The following is a 23,713-nucleotide window of genomic DNA, read 5'->3' on the forward strand; positions in this document are numbered from 1 at the left end:
TACGAAGTGTCCTCATGACTGCCTGGGTGCTCTCTCGTGGTGGCTCCGCCCAGCACGAGGAAGGGGCCGACGAAAAGGCGTCGGTGCGTGCGGAGGGCGGCCGCCAGCATCAGGGGCGTGCTCACGCACGCCCGTCCTCGTCAGAGCCTAACCGTGCGGACCGGTCGGCGAGACAGCCTTTCCGGATTCGGTGACGTGCGACGCGTCACAGGGTCGGGGAGTGCGCCCGGCAGGATTCGAACCTGCGACCTAGAGATTAGAAGGCTCTTGCTCTATCCAGCTGAGCTACGGGCGCGCTGAGCCCACACTATCTGCGCAGGTTTCCGGGCACGCGATGTCCCGGCGATCACTCCTGGCATGCCCTACGCTCTGACGCGTGACCGACGTGACGGCCAGCCCGTTTCCCCGTGCGCTGCCGCGATACCGCGAACCGGTTCGTCAGCGGGGGCGGACGGCCCTCATCGTCCTGTTCGTGCTCATCGCCCTGGCGGGAGTGGTCGGCGGGGTGATCCTGTCGCTGACGGCCGGCGACTCCGAGGGAACCGGGCTGTCGTTGTTCTACGCGATGATCCCGTTGCCGCTGCTGTGGCTCGTCTACTGGTGGCTGGACCGCTACGAGCCCGAGCCGCGCCGCTACAAGTTCGCGGCCTTCGTATGGGGTGGCGTGGTCGCGGTGGCGATCGCGATCTCGGTGGAGGTGTGGGCGCAGAAGGCCTTCGACCTGAGCGAGGACGCGACGGCCTCGTTCATCGCGCCGCTTGCCGAGGAGCCCGCGAAGTGCCTGTTCCTGCTGCTCACGTTCGTCCGCGCGCGCCGGGTCATCGACGGGGTGCTCGACGGGCTGGTCTATGCCGGCATCGTCGGCATCGGCTTCGCGTTCATCGAGAACATCGGCTACTACGCCAGCAGCTACACCGGGAGCGCCGACTACCAGCTGGCCGGCGCAGAGGGCGCCACCAGCACGTTCATCGTGCGAGGTCTGTTCAGCCCGCTCGCCCACCCCCTGTTCACCTCCGCGTTCGGCATCGCGATCGGCCTGGCGGTGTCGCAGAGGTCGAAGATCGCGCGGGTCCTCACCTGCGCGGTCGGCCTCCTGGTCAGCATCGGTCTGCACGCCCTGTGGAACGGCTCGCTCAGCTATGACGAGAGCGGGGTCGCGTTCGTGCTGGCGTACCTCGCGCTCGGATCCCTGCTCGTGGTCATCGCCGTGGTCGCGATAATCGCCCGCGTGCGGCAGGTCCGCGTCCTGGAGCGCTCGCTGTCGTACGTCGCGCAGCGCGGCTGGATCCACCCGGCCGAGATCCCGTACCTGTCGCGGTTCAGCTATCGCAAGGCTGCGCGTCGGTACGCCAAGCAGAACTACGGCAAGGTGGCCGCCCAGGCGGTCGCCCGCTATCAACGGCTCGCGAGCGAGATGGCGTTCCTGCACGACGCCCTCATGAGCGGGCGGTCCAAGCCTGACGGGGTCCAGCGGACGTACGCACTGCTCGACGAGATGTACGCGTTGCGCCCGCTGCTGCGCCTCCCGCCCGCCCTGCACAGCACCACGCGTCACTACTGACTCGGGCGCCGCACATGCGGTGGACACCTGCTGGTCCGGTGTCGACTAATCTGGTGGTGCACCCACCCAACAGACCCGAGCCGACGAGAGGAGCAGCCCGTGCCCGGCGACCACGCACCGGCCGAGCTCCTCGCGGCGATGAGCTCAGTCCTCCTCAACGTGCGCGACGTCCGGCTGCCCCTCGACACCCCCGGTGTCGCCGAGGCGCGTCGCACCCAGGCGGCCCTGACCGACCAGCTCTCCGACTACGTCCTGCCGCGCCTGGTGCAGCTCGACGCCCCGCTGCTGGTGGTCGTGGGTGGCTCGACCGGCGCGGGCAAGTCGACCCTCGTCAACTCCCTGGTCGGCGAGCGGGTGACCGAGTCCGGAGTCCTGCGGCCCACGACGCGCTCGCCCGTGCTGGTGCACCACCCCGACGACGCCGAGTGGTTCAGCCCTGACCGGATCCTGCCCGACATGCCGCGGACGTTCGAGATCGGCAACGACTCGTACGCCCTGCGGCTCGCGAGCTCGACGAAGATCCCGCCGGGACTCGCGATCCTGGACGCGCCCGACGTCGACTCGATCGACCAGGGCAACCGCGATCTGGCCGCTCAGCTGCTCGCCGCGGCCGATCTGTGGCTGTTCGTCACGTCCGCCGCGCGCTACGCCGACCAGGTCCCGTGGGACTACCTGCGCCAGGCCGCCGAGCGCAGCACGTCTGTCGCGGTCGTCCTCGACCGTACGAGCGACGAGGCCGTGACCGAGGTGCGCGGCCACCTGGCGCGGATGATGACGTCGCGCGGCCTCTCGGACTCGCCGCTCTTCACGGTGCCCGAGTCCGCCCTCGACAGCGACGGGCTGCTGCCGCCGGAGGCCGTCGCGCCGATGGTCGGCTGGCTCCACGACCTCGCTGCGGACCCCAAGGCGCGCCAGCTGGTCGTCCGTCGCACGCTCGACGGAGCCGTCCGGCACGTGGTCATGCGCGCGCACGACGTCGCGGACGCCCTCGACGCCCAGATCGAGGTCGCCGAGTCCTGCTACCGCGAGGCCGAGACGGTGCAGCGCACGGCGCTCGACCAGATCTCGACCCAGACCTCCGACGGCAGCCTGCTGCGGGGCGAGGTGCTCGCGCGCTGGCAGGAGTTCGTCGGCACCGGTGAGCTGCTGAGGTCCGTCGAGGAGAAGGTCAGCCGCATCCGCGACCGGTTCGTGGACGGCATGACCGGCAAGCGCACCCGTGCGACCGAGGTGCTCGACGCGATCGAGTCCGCCACCTGCATGCTGCTGGTCGAGCACGCGGAGTCCGCGGCCGAGCAGATCTCGCGCTCGTGGACCTCGACGCGTCCGGGTCGGCACCTGCTGGACGCGCAGCGCGGCTTCGACCGTGCCTCCCGTGACTTCCGCGTCCGTGCCGAGCGCATGGTCCACGACTGGCGGCAGTCGGTCCTCGAGCTCGTACGGGTCGAGGGTGCCGACAAGCGCATGACGACGACGTTCCTGGCCTTCGGCGTCAACGGCATCTCCGTCGCGCTGGTCGTGACGATGCTCGCGCGTACGTCCGACGGTGGCGAGGCGGCCGCCGGGCGCAAGCTGCTCGACGCGATCTTCGGCGCGTCCGCCGTCGACGACATGGTCGAGCGGGCCCACGCGGACCTGGACTCGCGGGTCGCGGCGCTCTTCGAGGTCGAGGTCACCCGGTTCCACGCCCTCCTCGACTCACCCGAGACGTTCAAGTCCGTCCAGGCGGGCCTGCGCGAGTCGGCACGGCAGGCCGAATACGCTCGGCACGCCGACTTCCTCGACACAGAATCGACCTCATGACCGACACCGTCAGCGCCGTCAATCCCGCCGACGAGACGTTCGACGGGGTCCGCAACGACGTCGCGACACGTCTGGAAGGTCTGACCCGTGCGGTGGACGCGGCCCACGGACGCGTCGACGAGGAGATCCTGGCTCCCGCCAAGACGCTCGCCGGCCGTGCCGCCGAGAGGCTGACGCTGTCGGGTGAGCACACGATCGTCGCCCTCGCCGGCGCCACGGGCTCGGGCAAGTCCTCGCTGTTCAACGCACTGACCGATCTCGAGCTGGCCGGCGTCGGCGTGCGCCGCCCGACCACGTCGTGGGCGCTGGCGTGCGCGTGGGGGCCGGACGGCGCCCAGGGCCTGCTGGAGTGGATGGGCATCCCGGCACGGCACCAGGTCTCGCGCATGAGCATGCTCGACCAGTCCTCCGAGGACACCAAGCTCGAGGGCCTCGTCCTGGTCGACCTGCCCGACCACGACTCCACCGAGGTCTCGCACCACCTCGAGATGGACCGGCTGGTCAAGTACGCCGACCTGATCGTGTGGGTGCTGGACCCGCAGAAGTACGCGGACGCCGCGATCCATGAGCGCTACATCCGGCCCATGGCGTCCTACAGCGACGTCACGCTGGTCGTGCTCAACCAGATCGACCGCATCCCGTTCGAGGACCGCGACCGCGCACTGGCCGACGTACGCCGCATCCTGGCCGACGAGGGCCTGCCCGACGTGCCGGTCATCGGCGTCTCGGCGACCCGCGGCGACGGCGTCGACGACCTCAAGCGCGAGCTGGCGTCCCGCATCCGGGCCAAGACCTCCGCCAAGGCCCGCCTCGCCTCAGACATCTCGGCCGCTGCCGCCTCGATCGCCCGGGTCGGCGGGTCCGCCGCGGCGCCCGGCATCAGCCCGGCCGACCGTCAGGCGCTCGACGAGGCGCTCCTGGAGTGCGCCGGTGTGCCGCAGCTGGTGGACGCCATCGAGGCCTCGACCCGTCGCCGCGCGGTCCTGCGCACGGGGTGGCCGTTCGCGCGCTGGGCCAGCCGTCTCGGCAAGGCGCCGCTGGACGAGCTCGAGCTGGGCGACGACCTGACGATCTCGTCGCTCGCGAGCAGCGCGGTGCCCGCAGGGGGCAGCGTCCAGAGGGCCAACGCCGAGCTGGCGATCCGCGACGTCGCGGAGAAGGCTGCCGTGGGCCTGGAGCGCCCGTGGCGCGACGCCGTCCGCGGTGCCGCCACTGCTGGCGGCGGCGACATCATCGGTGAGCTCGACCGCGCCGTGCGCGACACCACCGCCGACATCTCCAGGTCGCCGATGTGGTGGAGGGTCGTCCAGGCCGTCCAGCTGCTGGCCGTCGTCGCGGTCCTCGCCGGGGTGGTCTGGCTGGTCGCCGAAGGGATCGGCGCACTGATCTCTGCCGACCTGCCCGATCGTGGCAGCGTCGGCATCGTGCCGCTGGTCGTGGTCATCGCGCTCGGTGCCTTTTTCGGCGGCATCGTCCTGGCGGTGCTGTCGCGCATCGCTGCGGGCGTCGGCGGACGCCGCAGGGCCCAGCGGGCCGAGCGCGAGCTGCGCGCCGCGATCGACCAGGTGGCGACCGAGAAGGTCATCGCCCCCATCCAGTCCGAGCTCGACGCCTACGGCACGTACCGCTCGGGCATCCTCACCGCGCTCGAGGGCGGACCCGCGGAGGCACCCGCAGCGTAGGGTCCCCGGGCCGCGGTCGATAGGCTGGGGGGCATGGCTGAATACGTGCTTTCCCTGCGCAACGTCCGCAAGGCCCACGGCGACAAGGTGGTGCTGGACAACGTCACGCTGTCGTTCCTGCACGGCGCCAAGATCGGCGTCGTCGGACCCAACGGCATGGGCAAGTCGTCCCTGCTCAAGCTCATGGCCGGCCTCGACCACCCCAACAACGGCGATCTCGTCCGTGACCCCGATGCGACGGTGGGAATGCTCCAGCAGGAGCCCCCGCTGACCGAGGGCAAGACGGTGCTCGAGAACGTCGAGGAGGCCGTCGCGGAGATCAAGGGCAAGCTCGACCGGTTCAACGCCATCAGCGAGGAGCTCGCGAGCCCCGACGCCGACTACGACACCCTCCTGGCCGAGATGGGCGATCTGCAGACCGATCTGGACACCCACAACGCGTGGGAGCTGGACTCGCGTCTCGACCAGGCCATGGACGCGCTGCGCTGCCCGCCCCCGGACGAGCTCGTCGACCACCTGTCCGGTGGTGAGCGCCGCCGCGTGGCGCTGTGCAAGCTGCTGCTTCAGCAGCCCGACCTGCTCCTGCTCGACGAGCCCACCAACCACCTGGACGCCGAGAGCGTGCAGTGGCTCGAGGGACACCTCAAGTCGTACCCCGGCGCAGTGCTCGCCGTGACGCACGACCGCTACTTCCTCGACAACGTCGCTGAGTGGATCGCCGAGGTCGACCGCGGCTCGATCCACGGCTACGAGGGCAACTACTCCACGTACCTCGAGACCAAGAAGGAACGTCTCAAGATCGAGGGGCAGAAGGACGCCAAGCGGGCCAAGATGCTCGAGCGCGAGCTCGACTGGGTCCGCTCCAACGCGAAGGGCCGCCAGACCAAGTCGAAGTCGCGTCTGGCCCGCTACGAGGAGCTCGCCGCCGAGGCCGAGAAGGCGCGCAAGATCGACACCAGCGAGATCAACATCCCGGCCGGTCCGCGACTCGGTGACGTCGTGCTCGACGCGAAGGGCCTGACCAAGGCGTTCGACGGACGCGTCCTGTGGGACGACATCTCGTTCACGCTCCCGCGTGCCGGCATCGTCGGCGTCGTCGGCCCCAACGGCGTGGGCAAGACCACGCTGTTCCGCATGATCACCGGCGAGGAGAAGCCGGACTCCGGCACGCTCGAGGTCGGCAAGACCGTCAAGATCGGCTACGCCGACCAGAACCGTGGGGACATCGACGGCAACAAGAACGTCTGGGAGGTCGTGTCCGAGGGGCTCGACTTCATCAAGGTCGCCAACTTCGAGATGAACAGCCGCGCGTACGTCGCGTCGTTCGGCTTCAAGGGTGCCGACCAGCAGAAGAAGGCCAGCGTGCTGTCCGGTGGTGAGCGCAACCGCCTCAACCTCGCACTGACCCTCAAGCAGGGCGGCAACATGCTGCTGCTCGATGAGCCGACCAACGACCTGGACGTCGAGACCCTGTCGTCGCTCGAGGACGCCCTGCTGGACTTCCCGGGCTGCGCCGTCGTGACGTCGCACGACCGGTGGTTCCTCGATCGCATCGCGACCCACATCCTGGCGTGGGAGGGCACCGACGAGAAGCCCGGCCAGTGGTTCTGGTTCGAGGGCAACTTCCAGGCGTACGAGGACAACAAGATCGAGCGCCTCGGCGTCGACGCCGCCCGTCCGCACCGCGTCACCCACCGCCGCCTCACCCGCGACTGACCCCAGGGGGGACCGCCCCCGCCCCCGCCCCGATTTGCGGAGTCCTGCACGTTTTTCCTCACGAATTCGGTGCAAGAGTCCGCAAATCTGGGACGGGGGCGGCTCGGGCGGTGGGGTCACATTGCCTGCTGGAGAGCCTGACGTACGCGGATCGCGGCGGACCGCGGATTCCTCATGTCCGCCGCGGTGATGACGATGACCCGCCACCCGGCGGCCTCGAGCTGCTCGCGACGCAAGTGGTCCCACTGGCGCTGCTGGGCGTCTCGCTCGTGCTGCCAGCCGTCGTACTCCACCAGCACCTTCCATCGCCGGAACACCAGGTCGCCCTTCGCGAGCCACCGCCCCTGGTCATCGAGGATGTCGACGTTGACCTCGGGCTCGGGCAGGCCGATGCAGTGCAGCTCCCAGCGCAGGTGCGACTCCTGCACCGAGGCGACGTGGTCGCGGACGAGCGGGGCGATGCGCCGTGCCCGTCTGACCCCGTCCAGGTGCGACTCGATGACGTACGCCCGCAGGTCGAGCAGGTCGACCTCGCCGTGGGCGACGAGCCAGTCGCCGGCCGCCAGCAGGTCGCGGCCGGACAGCAGGGTTGCGGCGTCGACGAACGTGCGGCGCGGCCCCAGCACCGGCAGCCCGTCGAGCTCGATCGGGTGCAGACGCCCCTGACGACGGTGCAGCACGATGCCGCGCCGCTCGACCTCCGACCAGGTGCTGATCGAGAAGTGCAACGGAAACGTCCGGCCGAGGTGCAGCCCGCGGAGGCCCAGCGCGGTCGTGTGGCTGGCCGCGGCCCCCGGTGGCAGCACGAGTCGCGCGGCCTCGGCGTGGAGCCGCAGGGTGGGCTCGGTCTCGGCGAGGCGGTATACCCCCGGCCGGACCATGGCGAAGCGCGGGCCCTGCAGGCTGCGCCGGGTCAGGCCCGCCCTCTCGGCATCGGCGACGGTGAACACGCGACCGCGCAGGGCGGCAGGGATGGCGTACATGGTGCGAGCCTGCGCTGGGGAGGGGAGTCCGCGCAGCCGGGTCTCGCCGAGGTGTGGACCGAGCACACGGCGTTCACCGCCTGTGGACACCCCGATCTGCGGAGGTCTGCACGCTTTTGAGCCGGAATTCCGTGCAGGAGTCCGCAAATCTGGGCGGGTCAGAACTTCTTGCCGTTGAGGTCCTCCAGGACCTTTTGCATGATGCGGCCCATGGCCTCGAGGTCGGCTGCGTCGGCGTTCTCGATCAGATAGCTGTGGACGCCCCGGACGTGGGTGTGCGCGGCGGCCTCGAGGACGCTGAATCCCTGGTCGGTGAGGATCGCCGACACGCCGCGGCCGTCGTTGGAGCACTGGCCACGGCGGACGATGCCCTCGCGCTCGAGTCGGGCGATCGTGTGGGTCACGCGGCTGCGGGAGTGCGACACCGCGTCGGCCAGCTCGGCCATGCGGATCGACCGGTCGGGGGACTCCGAGAGCCGGACGAGGATCTCGTACTCGGGCATGGACAGACCGTGTGCTGCCCGCAGGTCGCGGTCGAGTCGATCCATCAGCACGGTCGTCCCGCCGAGGAACGATCGCCAGATGCGCTGCTGCTCGGTGCTGAGCCACGGGGTCTCGGTCACGGTCTCCATGCCTGCCATCCTATGTCGCGCCTGGGCTGGTTGAAAGTTAAACAACGTGCTACAGTCCATCTAGTTGAAGTATCAACTAAAACTTTCGAGGAGACACCATGAGCACCGCCATCGCAGTCACCGCCGGCACCTGGAACCTGGACCCGACCCACACCGAGATCGGCTTCACCGTCCGCCACCTGATGAGCAAGGTCCGCGGCAAGTTCGAGACGTTCGAGGGATCCATCGTCACGGCGGAGAACCCGGCCGACTCGTCGGTCAAGGTCGCGATCGACCTCAGCTCGATCAACACCGGCACCGCCGACCGTGACGCGCACCTGCGCTCCGGCGACTTCTTCGGTGTCGACACCTACCCGACGATGACGTTCACCTCGACCGGTGTCGTCCACAAGGGCGACAACGAGTTCGTGGTGACCGGCGATCTCGCGATCAAGGACGTGACGAAGCCGGTCGAGCTCGAGGTCGAGTTCCTCGGCGAGGGCGGCGACCCGTGGGGCGGTACGCGTGTGGGCGTCGAGGCCACCACGACGATCAGCCGCAAGGAGTTCGGCATCGACTTCAACATCCCCGTGGGCGGCGATACCGTCATGATCGGCGACAAGATCGCGATCAACATCGTCGCCGAGGCCGTCCTCCAGGCCTGAGCCGACCTACGCCGGTTCGGGCCGGACCGCGGTCATCCGCACCGCGAGCTCGGCGTGCAACGCCGCGAGCTCGTCGCCCGAGCGCGAGCCGCCCGGCTCGAACCACCGCACGAGATCGACACCGAGGGACAGCAGCGAGAACGCCGTCCCGGGGATGTCGGTGACATCCAGGACGCCCTGGTCGACCCCGTCGGCCAGGGCGTCCTGCATCGTCCGCTCGATGCTGCGGCGCAGGGTCGCGACCTCGGCCCGGTGCTCGGGCGTGAGTGCGTGGTACTCGTACTGCACGATTCGCCCGACCCGGCTGTTGTCGGCGTGCCACAGGCTGAAGTCGTAGACCATCGTCCGCAGCCGCTCGACCGGATCGGCGCTCGAGGCGGCCGCCCGGTTGATCACGCCGAGGGCCGCGCGGTGCCCGTCCAGGCTGACGGTGAAGAGCAGGCTCTCCTTGGAGTCGTGATGGACGTAGACCGCCGCGGGGCTCATGCCGGCGCGGGACGCGATGTCGCGCGTCGTGGTCGCGGCGAAGCCCTTCTCGGCGAACGCCTCGACGGCTGCGTGGATGAGTCGTTCGCGTGCCGTGACGGTCGTCATGTCGCACCTCCTGATGGTTGACAGCATGACGGAGGGCTTGCATGCTAAGCAAGCGCTTAGTTCACATGTCCACCACATTCTCCACCAGAGGGACCCCATGCAGCGGATGATCTTCGACGAGGACCACGACGCCTTCCGCGACTCGTGCGCGGCCTTCGTCGGCAAGCACGTGACGCCCGATCTCGAGACGTACGTGACGGACAAGGCCATCCCGCGCAAGTTCTGGCTGGCCGCGGGTGCCGAGGGCTTCCTCGGCCTGGAGATCCCCGAGGAGTTCGGCGGCTCGGACGCAGGTGACTTCCGCTTCAACGCGGTGTTCGCCGAGGAGCTGTCCAAGCTCAATGCCGCGCTGCCGTCGTGCGTCGCGATCCACACCGACATCGCGGTGCCCTACCTCGTCGACCTCGGGACCGACGAGCAGAAGCAGCGGTGGCTGCCCGGCTGCGCCAGCGGCGAGATCCTCACCGCGATCGGCATGACCGAGCCGGGCGGCGGGTCCGACCTCGCAGCTCTGAAGACCACCGCGGTGCGGGACGGCGACGAGTGGGTCATCAACGGGTCCAAGACGTTCATCACCAACGGCTTCTCGGCCGACCTGGTCCTGACGGCCGTGCGCACCTCGCCCGAGAAGGGCGCCAAGGGCATCACGCTGTTCGGCATCGAGGCGAACGATCCGGGCTTCAGCCGCGGCCGCAAGCTCGACAAGGTCGGCAACGAGGAGGCCGACACGGCCGAGCTGTTCTTCGAGAACGTCCGGCTCGGCGACGACCGCGTCATCGGGGAGGTCGACCGTGGCTTCATCTACATGATGGAGCGCCTGCCGCAGGAGCGGCTCACGTGCTCAGTCGCGAACATCGCGCACGCCAAGCAGATCCTGCTCGAGACCATCCAGTACGCCAAGGACCGGCACGCCTTCAAGCAGCCGATCGGCAGCCTGCAGCACAACAAGTTCCTGCTCGCCGAGCTCGTCACCAAGATCGAGGTCGCCGAGTCGTACGTCGACCAGGCCGTGCTCGCGCACTCGCGGGGCGAGCTCACCGCGATCGACGCCGCGAAGACCAAGTGGTGGTCGTCCGAGGTCCAGAACGACGTCCTCGACCACTGCGTGCAGCTCTACGGCGGCTACGGGTACATGAACGAGTACCGCGTCGCCCGGGCCTGGCGCGATGCCCGCGTGAGCAAGATCTGGGCCGGCTCCAACGAGATCATGAAAGAGCTCATCGGCCGCGACCTCGGCTTCTGAGTCACCCCCACCCGAAAGGCACGACCATGCCCGAAGCAGTCATCGTCTCCACCGCTCGCTCGCCGATCGGCCGCGCCAACAAGGGCTCGCTCAAGGACATGCGTCCTGACGACCTGACCGTCCAGATGGTCCAGGCCGCGCTGGCCAAGGTGCCGGGGCTCGATCCCCGCGACATCACCGACCTGCACCTCGGGGTCGGTCAGCCCGCCGGCGAGGCCGGACACAACCTGGCCCGCGCAGTCGCGGTCCTGTCCGGCTTCGACCACCTGCCCGGCGTGACGGTCAACCGCTACTGCTCGTCGTCGCTGCAGACGACCCGCATGGCGTTCCACGCGATCAAGGCCGGCGAGGGCGATGCGTTCATCTCCGCGGGCGTCGAGACGGTCAGCCGGTTCGCCAACGGCTACGCCGACGGGCCCGGGTCGGAGAACCCGCAGTTCGCGGACGCCGTCGCCCGCACCGCGAAGCGCGCCGAGGGCGGTGCGGACACGTGGACCGATCCCCGCGAGGGGGGCGAGCTGCCCGATCTCTACATCGCGATGGGCCAGACGGCCGAGAACGTCGCGCAGCACCTCGGCATGAGCCGGCAGGAGCAGGACGAGTTCGGCGTGCGCAGCCAGAACCTCGCCGAGAAGGCCATCGCCGACGGCTTCTGGGCCAAGGACATCACCCCGGTCACGCTGCCCGACGGCACGGTCGTGTCGACCGACGACGGACCGCGCGCGGGCGTGACGCTCGAGGCCGTGAGCCAGCTCAAGCCGGTCTTCCGCCCCGACGGCACCGTCACCGCCGGCAACTGCTGCGCGCTCAACGACGGTGCCGCCGCAGTCGTGATCATGAGTGACACCAAGGCCAAGGAGCTCGGCCTGACGCCGCTGGCTCGCATCGTGTCGACCGCCGTCACGGGCCTGTCGCCCGAGATCATGGGTCTCGGACCGGTCGAGGCGATCCCGGCCGCCCTGCGCAATGCGGGCATGGGCATCGACGACATCGACCTGTACGAGATCAACGAGGCGTTCGCGGTGCAGGCCTGGGGCTCGGCCAAGCAGCTCGGCATCCCGATGGACAAGCTCAACGTCAACGGCGGCGCGATCGCTGTCGGTCACCCGTTCGGCATGACGGGCGCGCGCATCACCAGCACCCTCATCAACTCGATGCAGCACCACGACAAGCAGTTCGGCGTCGAGTCGATGTGCGTGGGCGGCGGCATGGGCATGGCGATGGTCCTGGAGCGGCTCTCCTGATGGGACGCTTCGACGGCAAGGTCGCGATCGTCACCGGCGCGAGCCGGGGGATCGGGCTCGCGATCGCCGAGCGGTTCGTCGCCGACGGTGGACGGGTGTGCATCACGGCCCGCAAGCCCCTGGCGCTGGCCGAGGCGGTCGAGCAGCTGGGCGGCCCCGAGCGGGCGATCTTCGTCGCGGGCGCTGCGGACGACGCGGCGCACCAGGACGAGGTCATCGCGACGACGACAGAGGCCTTCGGGCCGGTCGACTTCCTGGTCAACAACACCGGCATCAACCCGGCGTACGGCCGCATGGTCGACATCGACCTCGACGCCGCGGCCAAGATCTTCCAGGTCAACGTGGTCGCGGCGATCGCGTGGGCGCAGAAGGTCTACCGCGCCTCGATGTCCGAGCGGGGCGGGGCGATCGTCAACATCGCGTCGGTCGCGGGCCTGCGCCCGGCGCCCGGCATCGGCACGTACGGGGCGTCCAAGGCGGCGCTGATCCACGTGACGGAGGAGCTCGCGGTCGAGCTGGGCCCCGACATCCGCGTCAACGCGGTCGCACCGGCGGTCGTGAAGACCCGGTTCGCCGAGGCGCTCTACGCGGGACGCGAGGAGGAGGTCTCTGCGCCGTACCCGCTGAAGCGGCTCGGGGTGCCGGACGACATCGGCTCGGTCGTGGCCTTCCTGCTCTCGGAGGACTCGGCCTGGATGACCGGCCAGACGCTCACGATCGACGGCGGCGTCCTGCTGACCGGCGGCGTCTGACCCCTCACACGGGGCGTTCGGGCGGCGGTGACCCAGGTCACGTGAGAAACATGAGGGATTCCTCAACTTAAAGTTGAGGAATCCCTCATGTTTTGCGAGGATGGTGGTACCGACCGTCGATTCAGCGACGGCAGGACCGAGGGATCTCTTTGTGACGACGTTCGACACCGCTCTGGCCGCGACCCACACGAACGAGCGCCGTGGAGCACTCGTCGACCGTCTCGTCGCCGGGACGCCGTACGCGATCGGGTTCGGCGGTCAGGGATCGCCGTGGCTCGAGCCGCTGGCCGGCCTGATCCGCGACTTCGCCCTCGAGGCGGAGCTGGAGTCGCTCGTCGCGCAGGCCGAGGAGCGCCTCAGCCCGGTCGCGGCCGAGCTCGCCCGTGTGGGCGTTGCGTTCAGCCCGCTGGCCTGGGCCGACGTGATCGCGGTCGGCGAGTCCGCCGAGGACGACGACGCACCGCAGCTGCCCGACTCCGCGGTCCTGGACGCGCCCGGTGCGTCGGTGCCCGGCATCCTGCTTGCGCAGCTCGCGGGCATCCGTGCCCTCCACCGGCAGGGCATCGATCCGCAGGTCGTCCCGCCGGCGGCCGTCATCGGCCACTCGCAAGGCCACCTCGCGACCCAGTCGTTTGCCGGCGTCCCGGACGTCGAGCTGCTCGCCGTCGCACGTCTGATGGGGGCCGCGGCGCAGCTGGTCGGGCGTCGTCGGGGACTTCTCGGGCAGACCATGCTCAGCGTCTCCGGCGTGGCACCTGAACGGGTCGACGAGATCCTGGCGGCGCTGCCGTCCTCCCTGCGCGTCGTGTCGCGCCTGCGCAACGGTCGCCGCAGCGTGGTGCTGTCCGGTCCCGCCGAGGGACTGCGCGCCGTCGAGGCGCACTTCGCAGACGTCGCCGCCGCCGAGAAGGCCGCTCGCGACCGCAAGGCCACCGGCGGCACGCCGTTCGCCCCCGTGCTGGAGCCCCTCCCGGCCCGGCTCGCGTTCCACCACCCCGATCTCTCCGAGGCGGCCGATCTCGTCTCGACGTGGGCGGCCGCGTGCGGCCTGGACGCCGAGCGGGCCCACGCCCTGACGATGCGCTCGATCGTCGACCCGGTCGACTGGGTCGGCTCGCTCGAGCAGGCCATGGGTGCCGGCGTCTCGTGGATCCTCGACCTCGGCCCGGGCGATCTCGCCGCACGGCTGTCGTCGCGCGAGCTGAGCATCCGCGGTGCCGGTGTCATCGCCACCACGACGCGCCGCGGGCACCGCGAGCTCACGGCAGCCGGCGCGACACCTCGCCTCGCGACCCCGTGGTCCGCGTACGAGCCCACGGTCGTGACCCTGCCCGACGGCACCCTGCACGCGGAGACCCGCTTCACCCGCCTGACCGGCAAGTCGCCGATCCTGCTGGCCGGCATGACCCCGACCACGGTCGACCCGCAGATCGTCGCGGCGGCGGCGAACGCCGGATTCTGGGCCGAGCTCGCGGGCGGCGGCCAGGTCACGGAGGAGATCTTCGCCGAGCACGTCGCACAGCTCGGCGAGCTGCTGACGCCCGGCAGCACGTACCAGTTCAACTCGCTGTTCCTCGACCCGTACCTGTGGAAGCTGCAGCTCGGGCAGAAGCGTCTGGTCCAGCGCGCCCGCGCGGCCGGCTCACCGATCGACGGTGTCGTCGTGACCGCGGGCATCCCCGAGCTCGAGGACGCCGTCGCGCTCGTGGAGGAGCTCCGCGAGGCCGCGATCACGCACGTCGTGTTCAAGCCCGGCACGGTCAAGCAGATCCGCCAGGTCGTCGCGATCGCCAAGGCCGTCGCCCCGACCCCCGTGCACATCCAGATCGAGGGCGGCAAGGCCGGCGGCCACCACTCGTGGGAGGAGCTGGACGACCTCCTCCTCGCGACGTACGGCGATCTGCGCGCACTGGACAACGTCGTGGTCTGCGTCGGCGGCGGCATCGGCACCCCGGAGGTCGCCGCGGCGTACCTCACGGGGGAGTGGGCGCGCCGCCACGGCTACCCGCTCATGCCGATCGACGGCATCCTGGTCGGCACCGCCGCGATGGCGACGCTGGAGGCGACGACGTCCCAGGCCGTCAAGCAGCTGCTCGTCGAGACGCGCGGCACCGACACCTGGGTCGGCGCAGGCTCCGCCAAGGGCGGCATGGCCTCGGGCCGCAGCCAGCTCGGCGCCGACATCCACGAGATCGACAACACCGCGTCGCGCACGGGTCGCCTGCTCGACGAGGTCGCCGGCGACGCCGCCGCGGTCGCCGATCGCCGTGACGAGATCATCGAGGCGCTCGATCGCACCGCCAAGCCCTACTTCGGTGACGTCGCCACCATGACGTACGCGCAGTGGCTGCAGCGCTATCTCGAGCTGTCCGGCACGCCGACCTGGCTCGACGTCACGCTGCGCGACCGGTTCGCAGCGATGCTGCAGCGCGCCGAGGCGCGCCTGCACGAGGCCGACCGCGGCGAGATCCCGACGCTGTTCGGCGACGCCTCCGCGCTGGACGACGGCGCCGCAGCCCTCCGGACGCTGCTGGATGCCTACCCGCACGCCGAAGGCGTCACCATCCACCCCGCCGACGTGCTGTTCTTCGTCGACCAGTGCCGCACCCCGGGCAAGCCGGTCAACTTCGTGCCCGTGCTGGACCAGGACGTGCGCCGCTGGTGGCGCTCTGACTCGCTGTGGCAGGCACACGACGCCCGCTACGCCGCGGACGAGGTCTGCGTGATCCCCGGGACCGTGTCGGTCGCCGGCATCGACCGGGTCGACGAGCCGGTCGCCGAGCTGCTGCGCCGCTTCGAGGACGCCACGATCGACGGGCTGCTGGCCGCGGGCCGCTCCCCGCAGCGGGTCACCGGTCGCCGGCGCGAGGACGATGCGGGCGACGTGCTGTCGCTCGTGCTGGCCGCGCCCGACCTGGTCTGGGCCGGTCGCACGGTGCGCAACCCCGTCCACAAGCTCGGTGCCGATTGGGTCATCGTCGACGCCCAGCGCGCCGAGCACCCGGAGACCGGGGCTGCCCTCGTCCAGGTCGACGCGCGGACGGCCGAGCTGACCGTCCCGATGACGCGGCCGCTGACGCTGCGCATCACGGTCGACGACTCGGTGCTCACGGGCGCCGCCCCCCAGGTGACCACGGACAGCGCGGTCGAGGCGATGAGCGCGCTCGTCGCCGGAGCGGCCGGTGGCGACGTCCCGCACGTCGGCGCCGGACGCGCGGCGGTCACGGTGGACTGGGACCCCGACCTGGTCGCGGACCACGCCGGGGTGACCGGGGGCGACGTGCCGGTGCACCCCGTGCCCGACGTGCTCGTCGGCCTCGCCTGGCCCTCGGTGTTCGCGGTGCTGGGCGATGCCACCACGGACGGCGTCCCCGTGATCGAGGGCATGCTCGACCTGGTCCACCTCGACCACGCGATCCGCCTCACCGGCTCGCTCCCGACCGGCCCGTCCCGTCTGGGCGTCTCCTCGGTGCTCGACTCGGTCGAGGACACCGACTTCGGCCGGGTCGTGGCCGTCGACGTGACGATCTCCTCGCCCGCCGGTGAGGTCGCCACGCTGCGTGAGCGCTTCGCGATCCGCGGACGCACGGGTGCCGGCCAGCTCGTCGACCCGCCCCGCGCGGGCGGCGCCCTGGGCGACGACGTCCGCGACACCCCCCGCAAGTCGCGCGGCTCGGCGACGCTCGTCGCACCGTCGGACCTGCGGGCGTTCGCGGCCGTGACCGGCGACCACAACCCGATCCACACCAGCGTCGCGGCGGCCCGCCTTGCCGGGCTCGGTGCCCCGATCGTCCACGGCATGTGGATCTCGGCCGCCGCCCAGCAGGTCGTGTCCGACCGGCGCATCACCGGGTGGACCACCCGCTTCCTCGCTCCGCTCGCTCCGGGCGCCCCGGTGTCGGTCTCGGCCGACCGGGTCGGCCTGGACGCCGGCGCCGAGGTCGTCGACGTCACGGTGCGCTCCGGGGGAGACGTCGTGATGTCGGCGACCGCGCGCCTCGAGGCCCCCCGCACGGCGTACGCGTTCCCGGGCCAGGGCATCCAGCACCCCGGCATGGGCATGGCCGCGTACCAGCGGTCCAAGGCAGCGCGTGAGATCTGGGACCGCGCGGACGCCCACACCCGCGAGGCCCTCGGCTTCTCGATCCTCACGGTCGTGCGGGACAACCCCACGACCCTCGTGACCCGCGGGACTACCCACAAGCACCCCGATGGTGTCCTGTTCCTGACCCAGTTCACCCAGGTCGCGATGGCGGTCCTCGGCGCGGCCCAGATGGCCGAGCTGCGCGAGTCCGGGGCGTTCGTCGAGGGATCGATCCTCGCGGGCCACTCGGTGGGCGAGTACAACGCGCTGGCCGCCGTCTCGGGCGTCATCCCGCTCGAGGCGGTCGTCGAGGTCGTCTTCCAGCGCGGCTCGGTCATGCACGCCCTCGTGCCGCGTGACGCCCACGGGCGCAGCGACTACCGCCTCGCGGCGATCCGGCCCTCGCAGATCGGTCTCACCGACGCCGACGTCACGGACTTCGTCAACGGCATCGCCGAGCGCACGGGCGAGTTCCTCCAGATCGTCAACTACAACCTGCGTGACTCGCAGTACGCGATCGCCGGCACGGTCAAGGGCCTCGAGGTGCTCGAGGCCGAGGTCACCCGGCGCCGGGCCGAGTTCGGCGGCAAGGCCGCCTTCATCCTGGTGCCCGGCATCGACGTGCCGTTCCACTCCACGGTGCTGCACAGCGGTGTGCCGGACTTCCGCGACCGCCTGCAGGAGCTCCTGCCCGCGACGATCGACCCGTCGATCCTGACGGGCCGCTACGTCCCCAACCTCGTGCCGCGCCCGTTCACGCTGGACCGTGCATTCCTGCAGGAGATCGCCGATCTCGTGCCGTCCGCGCCTCTGGACGGGGTCCTCGCTGACTACGACGCCTGGGACAGCCGCCCCGGTGAGCTGTGCCGCCTCGTGCTGATCGAGCTGCTGGCCTGGCAGTTCGCCAGCCCGGTGCGCTGGATCGAGACGCAGGACCTGTTCTTCACGCCGATCGAGGACGGCGGGCTCGGTGTCGAGCGCTTCGTCGAGATCGGCGTCGGCCAGTCGCCGACGGTCGCCAACCTGGCCTCGTCGACGCTCAAGCTGCCCGGCCGCATCGGCCCGGCGGTCGAGGTGCTGAACTTCGAGCGCGACAACGCCGCGGTGTTCGCGACCGACGAGGAGCAGATCGTCCACGAGGAGGAGGCTCCGGCCGACTCGGCCCCGGCCGACACCGCCGCTCCCGCCGCGGCGCCCGCGCCTGCGGCGGCGACGTCCAGCGGACCGCGCCCGGCCGACCTCACGTTCGACGCCGCCGACGCGACCACCCTGCTGATCGCGTGGTGGACCAAGATGCGCCTGGACCAGATCGGCGCCGCGGACTCGATCGAGTCGCTGTGCGACGGTGCGTCCTCGCGGCGCAACCAGCTGCTGGTCGACCTCGGCGGCGAGCTCGGGCTCGGCGCGATCGACGGCGCTGCGGACGCCGACCTCCCCACGCTGTCCGCCCAGGTCAAGGGCCTGGCCCGGGGCTACAAGCCCTTCGGCCCGGTGCTCACCGAGGCGTTGGGCGACCACCTCAAGAAGGTGCTCGGCCCCACCGGGCGGCGTCAGGCGGCCGTCGCCGAGCGCGTCACCGACGTGTGGCAGCTCGGCCCCGGCTGGGCCAGCCACGTCCTCGCCGAGCTCGCGATGGCGAGCCGGGAGGGCTCCAGCGTGCGCGGCGGCGAGTTCGGCTCGCTGACGCAGATCGCCTCGGGTGCAGACGTCGACTCAGCCGTCGACGCGAGCGTCCAGGCCGTTGCCGCCCGTCACGGCGTCAGCGTCGACCTGCCCTCCAGCGGCGGGGGAGAGGCCACGATCGACGCGGCTGCTCTCGGCGAGTTCACCGCCCAGATCACCGGACCGGACGGCGTCCTCGCCTCATCGGCTCGTCTCGTGCTCGACCAGCTGGGTCTCACCGAGACGCCGGTCGCGGTCGAGCCCGATCAGGCCGACGCGGTCGTCCTGGCCCGGGTGGAGGCAGAGCTCGGCAGCGACTGGGCCAAGCTCACGGCCCCGGCGTTCGACCCGATGAAGGCGGTCCTGCTGGACGACCGGTGGGCCAGCGCTCGCGAGGACCTCGCACGGATCGCGGTCGGCGAGACGGTCGACGCGAGCTTCGTGGGGGCCGGCGCGGTCGTCGCCGCCCAGGCCACCTGGTGGTCCACCCACACCGACGACACCGAGCTGGCGGACCGCTTCCGGCAGATCGCGGCCGACGCGGGCGCGAGCCCGTCGGGTCGCTGGGCCGACGACCTCGCGGTCGTGACCGGCGCCAGCCGCGGCTCGATCGCGGCCGGCATCACCGGCCAGCTGCTCGCGGGCGGGGCGACGGTCGTCGCCACGACCTCGGGCATGGGACCGGACAAGCTCGCCTTCTTCAAGGAGCTCTACCGCACGCATGCGGTGCACGGTGCCGCCCTGTGGGTCGTCCCGGCCAACATGGCCTCGTTCGCGGACGTCGACGCCCTCTCGACCTGGATCAGCTCCGAGCAGACCCAGACCCGCGCGGGCGCCACGACGGTGCTGAAGCCGGCGATGACTCCCACGCTGCTGTTCCCGTTCGCTGCGGGACGCGTCGCAGGCGACCTCACCGACGCGGGCAGCCGCACCGAGGTCGACATGCGGATCCTGCTGTGGTCGGTCGAGCGCCTCATCGGCGCCCTGTCCTCGCACGGGCAGGACCATGACATCGACGCCAAGCTGCACGTGGTCCTGCCGGGCTCGCCCAACCGGGGCATGTTCGGCGGCGACGGCGGCTACGGCGAGGCCAAGTCCGCCCTCGACGCCCTCGTGGCGCGCTGGTCGGCGGAGCGTACGTGGGGCGAGCGCGTCACGCTGGCCCACGCGATCATCGGCTGGGTGCGCGGCACCGGGCTGATGGGCGCCAACGACCCGCTCGTCGACGCGGTCGAGGCCGCCGGCGTCCGCACGTGGACGCCGGACGACATGGCGTCCGCGCTGCTCGAGACCTGCGAGCCCGCGGCTCGTGCGTCCGCGCTGACCGAGCCGATCACGGTCGACCTCACCGGTGGGCTCGGCGGCACGAAGATCGACATGAAGGCCTTGGCCGAGGGCATCGAGGCCCCGGCCGCTCCCGCGAAGGACGACACCGCGACCATCACGGCGCTCGCCCCGTCGCCGGCTCAGCTCGACCGCGTCGAGCAGCTCGACTGGGCCGACGTCCAGGCGCGTCCCGAGGACCTCGTGGTCATCGTGGGCGCCGGGGAGCTCGGCCCGTACGGCTCGGCACGCACCCGCTTCGAGATGGAGGTCTTCGACCAGCTGTCGGCGGCCGGCGTCCTCGAGCTGGCCTGGTCGACCGGACTGGTCAGCTGGGACGAGCAGGGCGGTGGGTGGTTCGACACCGCGACGCAGGACAAGGTCGACGAGGCCGATCTCGTCGAGCGCTACGAGGACGCGGTCCGCGAGGCGGTCGGCATCCGCCGCTACGTCGACGAGGGCACGATGGTCGACAACTCGGCTCCGCTGCTGACGTCGGTCTACCTCGACAAGGACCTGACGTTCACGGTCGGCAACGAGTCCGAGGCGCGTGCACTGCGCGACGCGGACCCCGAGCGGACCACCATCGCGGCCACGGCCGACGGTGACTGGACCGTGACCCGCAAGGCGGGCACCGAGATCCGCGTCCCGCGTCGCATGCAGCTGACCCGCACGGTCGGCGGCCAGATCCCGACGGGCTTCGACCCGACGGTCTGGGGCGTCCCGGCCGAGATGGTCGAGTCGATCGACCGGGTCGCGCTGTGGAACCTCATCTGCACGGTCGATGCGTTCTTGTCCAGCGGCTTCTCACCGTCCGAGCTCATGCGCTGGGTCCACCCCGCGCTCGTGGCCAACACGCAGGGCACCGGCATGGGTGGCATGCAGTCGATGCAGTCGCTCTACCTCGACACCCTGCTGGGCGAGAGCAAGGCCAACGACATCCTGCAGGAGGCGCTGCCCAACGTGATCGCGGCGCACGTCGTGCAGTCCTACGTCGGCTCGTACGGCGCGATGGTCCATCCCGTCGCCGCCTGCGCCACCACGGCCGTCTCGGTCGAGGAGGGCGTCGACAAGATCCGGCTCGGCAAGGCTGAGTTCGCGGTCTCGGGCGGCTTCGACGACCTGAGCGTCGAGGGCATCGTCGGGTTCGCGGACATGTCGGCCACCGCCGACTCGGCCGCGATGCGCGCGAAGGGCATCGAGGACCGCTACTTCAGCCGGGGCAACGATCGTCGCTACGGCGGCTTCGTCGAGTCGCAGGGCGGCGGCACGATCCTGCTGGCCCGCGGCGACGTCGCGGCCCGCATGGGTCTGCCCGTGCTGGGGGTCGTGGCCTACGCCGGATCGTTCGCGGACGGCGTGCACACCTCGATCCCGGCGCCCGGCATCGGCGCCCTGGCGGCAGGTCTCGGCGGACGCGAGTCCGCGCTGGCCCGTGGCCTGGCGACCGTGGGCCTGACCGCCGACGACGTCGCGGTGCTGTCCAAGCACGACACCTCGACCGGGGTCAACGAGCGCAACGAGTCCGAGCTGCACGAGCGGCTCGCCGCAGCGATCGGCCGCAGCCACGGCAACCCGCTGTTCGTGATCTCGCAGAAGTCCCTGACCGGACACTCCAAGGGCGGTGCGGCGGCGTTCCAGATCATCGGGCTCTGCCAGGTGCTGACGGGCGGGGTCGTCCCGCCCAACCGCAGCCTCGACTGCGTCATGGACGAGCTCGCGGAGCACGAGCACCTCGTGTGGCTGCGTGAGCCGCTCGCGACCGGTCAGCTCAAGGCCGGGCTCGTCACGAGCCTCGGCTTCGGTCACGTCGCCGGCCTGCTGGCGATCGTGCACCCACAAGCATTCCTCGCGACCTTGCCGGCCGCGGACCGCGATGCGTACGCCCAGCGTGCGCAGGCCCGTGCCATCGAGGGCCGGATGCGGATCGTCCGGGCGATGTATGGGGGCCCCTCCCTGTACGAGCGCCCGGCGGACCGTCGTCTCGGTAGCGAGGGAGTGCGGACCCGGGAGGCTGGAATGCTCCTGGACCCGCAGGCACGACTCGGGGAGGACGGCGCCTACGACGGCGTCGGCTGCCGGTGACGATCGTCGGTGTCGGGGTTGATCTGGTCCACGTTCCCTCATTCGAGGACCAGCTCGACACACCCGGCACCGGCTTCATCGCCGGCTTCCTCCCCGGGGAGCGGAGTGACGCGCGGAGTCATCCCTCCGACGCTGCGCGTCACTTCGCGGCCCGCTGGGCGGCCAAGGAGGCCGTCATCAAGGCCTGGTCCGCGTCGATGTTCGGCCAGGCGCCGGTCATGGACGAGCACGTCCACCACCTGATCGAGCTGGTCTCGGACGCTTGGGGGCGCCCGCGGATCCGCCTGCACGGCGAGGTCGCCAAGCACCTGGCGGGCCATGAGCTCGAGGTCTCCCTCAGTCACGACGGGGACTACGCGATCGCGTACGTCGTGCTCTCGCGGCCCTAGACCAGGACCGGGACCGCGAGGGGCGACCGGGCGATCGCCAGGGCCACCGCGCCCAGCACCTCGGCACGTGAGCCGAGCTCGCCGGCGACGACGGGGACGAGGGACTCGTCGGAGGGTGGCACCCCGCGCTGCAACGTCTCGACGATCCCGCCCATGAGCGGGGCCCCTGCCGCCGCGGTGCGTCCGCCGATCACGACCAGGTCCGGGTCGAGCATCGTGCAGACCCCCGCCAGCGCGGTCCCGACCGCGCGGCCCGCGTCGGCGACGATGCGCACCGCTCCCGGGTCGCCGGCCCGGCAGGCCTCCAGCACGTCGTCGAGGTCGGGGGTGCGGCCGTCGGCGCGCGTCGGGAGCGCTGCGGCGAGCGCGTCAGCCCCGGCCACGGTCTCGAGGCAGCCCCGGTTGCCGCAGCGGCAGACCCGTCCGCCCGGCGCGACCACGACGTGGCCGAACTCGCCGGCCACCCCCTTGGCCCCGTGATAGGGCCGGCCGTCCAGGAACAGGCCCGCGCCGACCCCCTCGGCGAGCATCACGTAGACGAGGTTGCGCGTGGTCCGCGCCGCGCCGAAGAAGCGCTCGGCGGTCGCGCCGAGGTTGGCGTCGTTGCCCACCTGCACGGGCACGCCGAGCCGCTCGCCCAGCGCCGCGGCCACGTCGATGTCGTGCCAGGTCGTGAGCAGCGCCGGGCCGTGGCGTGGTCGCGTCGGCACGGGCGAGGACACCGCGACACCTGCGCCCAGGAGCCGCTCGCGGGCGAGGCCCGCCTCCGCGAGCAGCTCGTTCGTGGTCTCCTCGACGTAGGTGAGTGCCGCGTCGGCGTGATGGTCGACGTCGAGGTCCACCAGCACCTCCGCCAGCACGGACCCGGCGAGATCGGCCAGGGCGAGCCGGATGCCGTCGTGACGCAGGTGGATGCCCAGCACGGCCCCGCCGCTCGGCTCCAGCGTCAGGCGCGTGGGGGGACGGCCGGTCTGGTGGGGCGAGGGCCCGCCGACCCGGTCGGTGCCCTCGGCGAGCAGCCCGTCGGCGAGCAGCTCGTTGACCAGGCTGCTGACGGTCGTGCGGGAGAGGCCGGTGGCCCGGACGATGTCGACCCTGCTCGTGGCGCCGCCGGCCTGGACCGCGTGGAGGACGAGCCCGCGGTTGCGCCGACGCAGCGTTTCGAGGGAGCCGGGGGCGTTCACGCGCCTCATGCTACTTCGGTCGGAGCGCGGCCGAAGTATTTCCTTGTTACCCGTGAGTTAATCCTTGACGCGGATTAAGTCACGACCTAGGTTCGGGAGCACGCCGCGGGGGCGTGGCCATCAGGGTCATGT

The 23,713-nt window shown here is 71.1% G+C and carries 14 protein-coding genes and 1 tRNA gene; 10 read left to right on the top strand and 5 right to left on the bottom strand.

Features of this window, described 5'->3' with window-relative positions; all coding sequences use genetic code 11:
* Window positions 1–221 precede the first annotated feature (221 nt).
* Window positions 222–295, bottom strand: a tRNA-Arg gene (locus tag GEV27_RS16900).
* An 81-nt stretch (window positions 296–376) separates the two neighbouring features.
* Between GEV27_RS16900 and GEV27_RS16905 the strand changes: the two genes are divergently transcribed.
* From GEV27_RS16905 to ettA, 4 genes are all read left to right on the top strand, one after another.
* Complete coding sequence (locus GEV27_RS16905; RefSeq protein WP_153935152.1) at window positions 377–1,561, top strand: PrsW family intramembrane metalloprotease; 1,185 nt, start codon at window positions 377–379, stop codon at window positions 1,559–1,561.
* Window positions 1,562–1,660: 99 nt separating this feature from the next.
* Window positions 1,661–3,364 (top strand): dynamin family protein, encoded by a 1,704-nt coding sequence (locus GEV27_RS16910; RefSeq protein WP_309222337.1) that lies wholly within the window; start codon window positions 1,661–1,663, stop codon window positions 3,362–3,364.
* Complete coding sequence (locus GEV27_RS16915) at window positions 3,361–5,046, top strand: GTPase (protein WP_153935153.1); 1,686 nt, start codon at window positions 3,361–3,363, stop codon at window positions 5,044–5,046. Before GEV27_RS16910 ends, GEV27_RS16915 begins: the two co-directional genes overlap by 4 nt.
* A gap of 33 nt (window positions 5,047–5,079) precedes the next feature.
* Complete coding sequence (ettA, locus tag GEV27_RS16920; protein WP_153652035.1) at window positions 5,080–6,762, top strand: energy-dependent translational throttle protein EttA; 1,683 nt, start codon at window positions 5,080–5,082, stop codon at window positions 6,760–6,762.
* A 116-nt stretch (window positions 6,763–6,878) separates the two neighbouring features.
* Here ettA and GEV27_RS16925 read toward each other — a convergent pair whose 3' ends face one another.
* Together GEV27_RS16925 and GEV27_RS16930 are read right to left on the bottom strand one after the other, a co-directional pair.
* The gene (locus GEV27_RS16925; RefSeq protein ID WP_153935154.1) at window positions 6,879–7,745 is read right to left on the bottom strand and encodes a DUF559 domain-containing protein; all 867 of its coding nucleotides are present in this window, start codon (window positions 7,743–7,745) and stop codon (window positions 6,879–6,881) included.
* 158 nt (window positions 7,746–7,903) lie between these two features.
* The gene (locus GEV27_RS16930) at window positions 7,904–8,377 is read right to left on the bottom strand and encodes a MarR family winged helix-turn-helix transcriptional regulator (RefSeq protein ID WP_194839966.1); all 474 of its coding nucleotides are present in this window, start codon (window positions 8,375–8,377) and stop codon (window positions 7,904–7,906) included.
* A 98-nt stretch (window positions 8,378–8,475) separates the two neighbouring features.
* Here GEV27_RS16930 and GEV27_RS16935 point away from each other — a divergent pair, with 98 nt between their 5' ends.
* A complete protein-coding gene (locus GEV27_RS16935; protein ID WP_153652038.1) occupies window positions 8,476–9,021 on the top strand; it encodes a YceI family protein in 546 nt (181 codons plus the stop codon).
* Between the two features lie 6 nt (window positions 9,022–9,027).
* Here GEV27_RS16935 and GEV27_RS16940 read toward each other — a convergent pair whose 3' ends face one another.
* Window positions 9,028–9,615: a TetR/AcrR family transcriptional regulator gene (locus GEV27_RS16940; protein WP_153911692.1), complete on the bottom strand. Its 588-nt coding sequence runs from the start codon at window positions 9,613–9,615 to the stop codon at window positions 9,028–9,030.
* A gap of 97 nt (window positions 9,616–9,712) precedes the next feature.
* On the opposite strand from GEV27_RS16940, the gene GEV27_RS16945 reads away from it, so the two are divergent.
* The 5 genes from GEV27_RS16945 (at window position 9,713) to GEV27_RS16965 (ending at window position 22,397) form a co-directional block, all read left to right on the top strand.
* Window positions 9,713–10,858: an acyl-CoA dehydrogenase family protein gene (locus tag GEV27_RS16945; RefSeq protein WP_153911691.1), complete on the top strand. Its 1,146-nt coding sequence runs from the start codon at window positions 9,713–9,715 to the stop codon at window positions 10,856–10,858.
* Window positions 10,859–10,884: 26 nt separating this feature from the next.
* The gene (locus GEV27_RS16950) at window positions 10,885–12,102 is read left to right on the top strand and encodes an acetyl-CoA C-acetyltransferase (RefSeq protein ID WP_153911690.1); all 1,218 of its coding nucleotides are present in this window, start codon (window positions 10,885–10,887) and stop codon (window positions 12,100–12,102) included.
* Window positions 12,102–12,854, top strand: a complete 753-nt coding sequence (locus GEV27_RS16955; RefSeq protein WP_208430849.1) for an SDR family oxidoreductase — start codon at window positions 12,102–12,104, stop codon at window positions 12,852–12,854. The genes GEV27_RS16950 and GEV27_RS16955 overlap by 1 nt, the downstream gene beginning before the upstream one ends.
* 151 nt (window positions 12,855–13,005) lie before the next feature.
* Window positions 13,006–22,008: a polyketide synthase gene (locus GEV27_RS16960; RefSeq protein WP_309222338.1), complete on the top strand. Its 9,003-nt coding sequence runs from the start codon at window positions 13,006–13,008 to the stop codon at window positions 22,006–22,008.
* On the top strand, window positions 22,005–22,397 hold the full coding sequence (locus GEV27_RS16965) for a holo-ACP synthase (protein WP_309222339.1): 393 nt from the start codon (window positions 22,005–22,007) through the stop codon (window positions 22,395–22,397). Before GEV27_RS16960 ends, GEV27_RS16965 begins: the two co-directional genes overlap by 4 nt.
* Here GEV27_RS16965 and GEV27_RS16970 read toward each other — a convergent pair.
* Entirely contained in the window at window positions 22,394–23,581 is a 1,188-nt protein-coding gene (locus GEV27_RS16970; RefSeq protein WP_194944243.1) for an ROK family transcriptional regulator, read from the bottom strand. The two genes, GEV27_RS16965 and GEV27_RS16970, sit on opposite strands and share 4 nt — an antisense overlap.
* Window positions 23,582–23,713: the final 132 nt, after the last annotated feature.

Origin of the sequence: Aeromicrobium sp. S22, assembly GCF_009661045.1 — a bacterium.
Classification (GTDB): domain Bacteria; phylum Actinomycetota; class Actinomycetes; order Propionibacteriales; family Nocardioidaceae; genus Aeromicrobium; species Aeromicrobium yanjiei.

Bases quoted from the DNA above. Each gene is read 5' to 3' on its own strand.
- GEV27_RS16915 (WP_153935153.1), top strand. From the start codon at position 3,361: ATGACCGACACCGTCAGCGCCGTCAATCCCGCCGACGAGACGTTCGAC.
- GEV27_RS16925 (WP_153935154.1), bottom strand. From the start codon at position 7,745: ATGTACGCCATCCCTGCCGCCCTGCGCGGTCGCGTGTTCACCGTCGCC.
- GEV27_RS16950 (WP_153911690.1), top strand. From the start codon at position 10,885: ATGCCCGAAGCAGTCATCGTCTCCACCGCTCGCTCGCCGATCGGCCGC.
- GEV27_RS16955 (WP_208430849.1), top strand. From the start codon at position 12,102: ATGGGACGCTTCGACGGCAAGGTCGCGATCGTCACCGGCGCGAGCCGG.
- GEV27_RS16945 (WP_153911691.1), top strand. From the start codon at position 9,713: ATGCAGCGGATGATCTTCGACGAGGACCACGACGCCTTCCGCGACTCG.
- GEV27_RS16930 (WP_194839966.1), bottom strand. From the start codon at position 8,377: ATGGAGACCGTGACCGAGACCCCGTGGCTCAGCACCGAGCAGCAGCGC.
- GEV27_RS16940 (WP_153911692.1), bottom strand. From the start codon at position 9,615: ATGACGACCGTCACGGCACGCGAACGACTCATCCACGCAGCCGTCGAG.
- ettA (WP_153652035.1), top strand. From the start codon at position 5,080: ATGGCTGAATACGTGCTTTCCCTGCGCAACGTCCGCAAGGCCCACGGC.
- GEV27_RS16935 (WP_153652038.1), top strand. From the start codon at position 8,476: ATGAGCACCGCCATCGCAGTCACCGCCGGCACCTGGAACCTGGACCCG.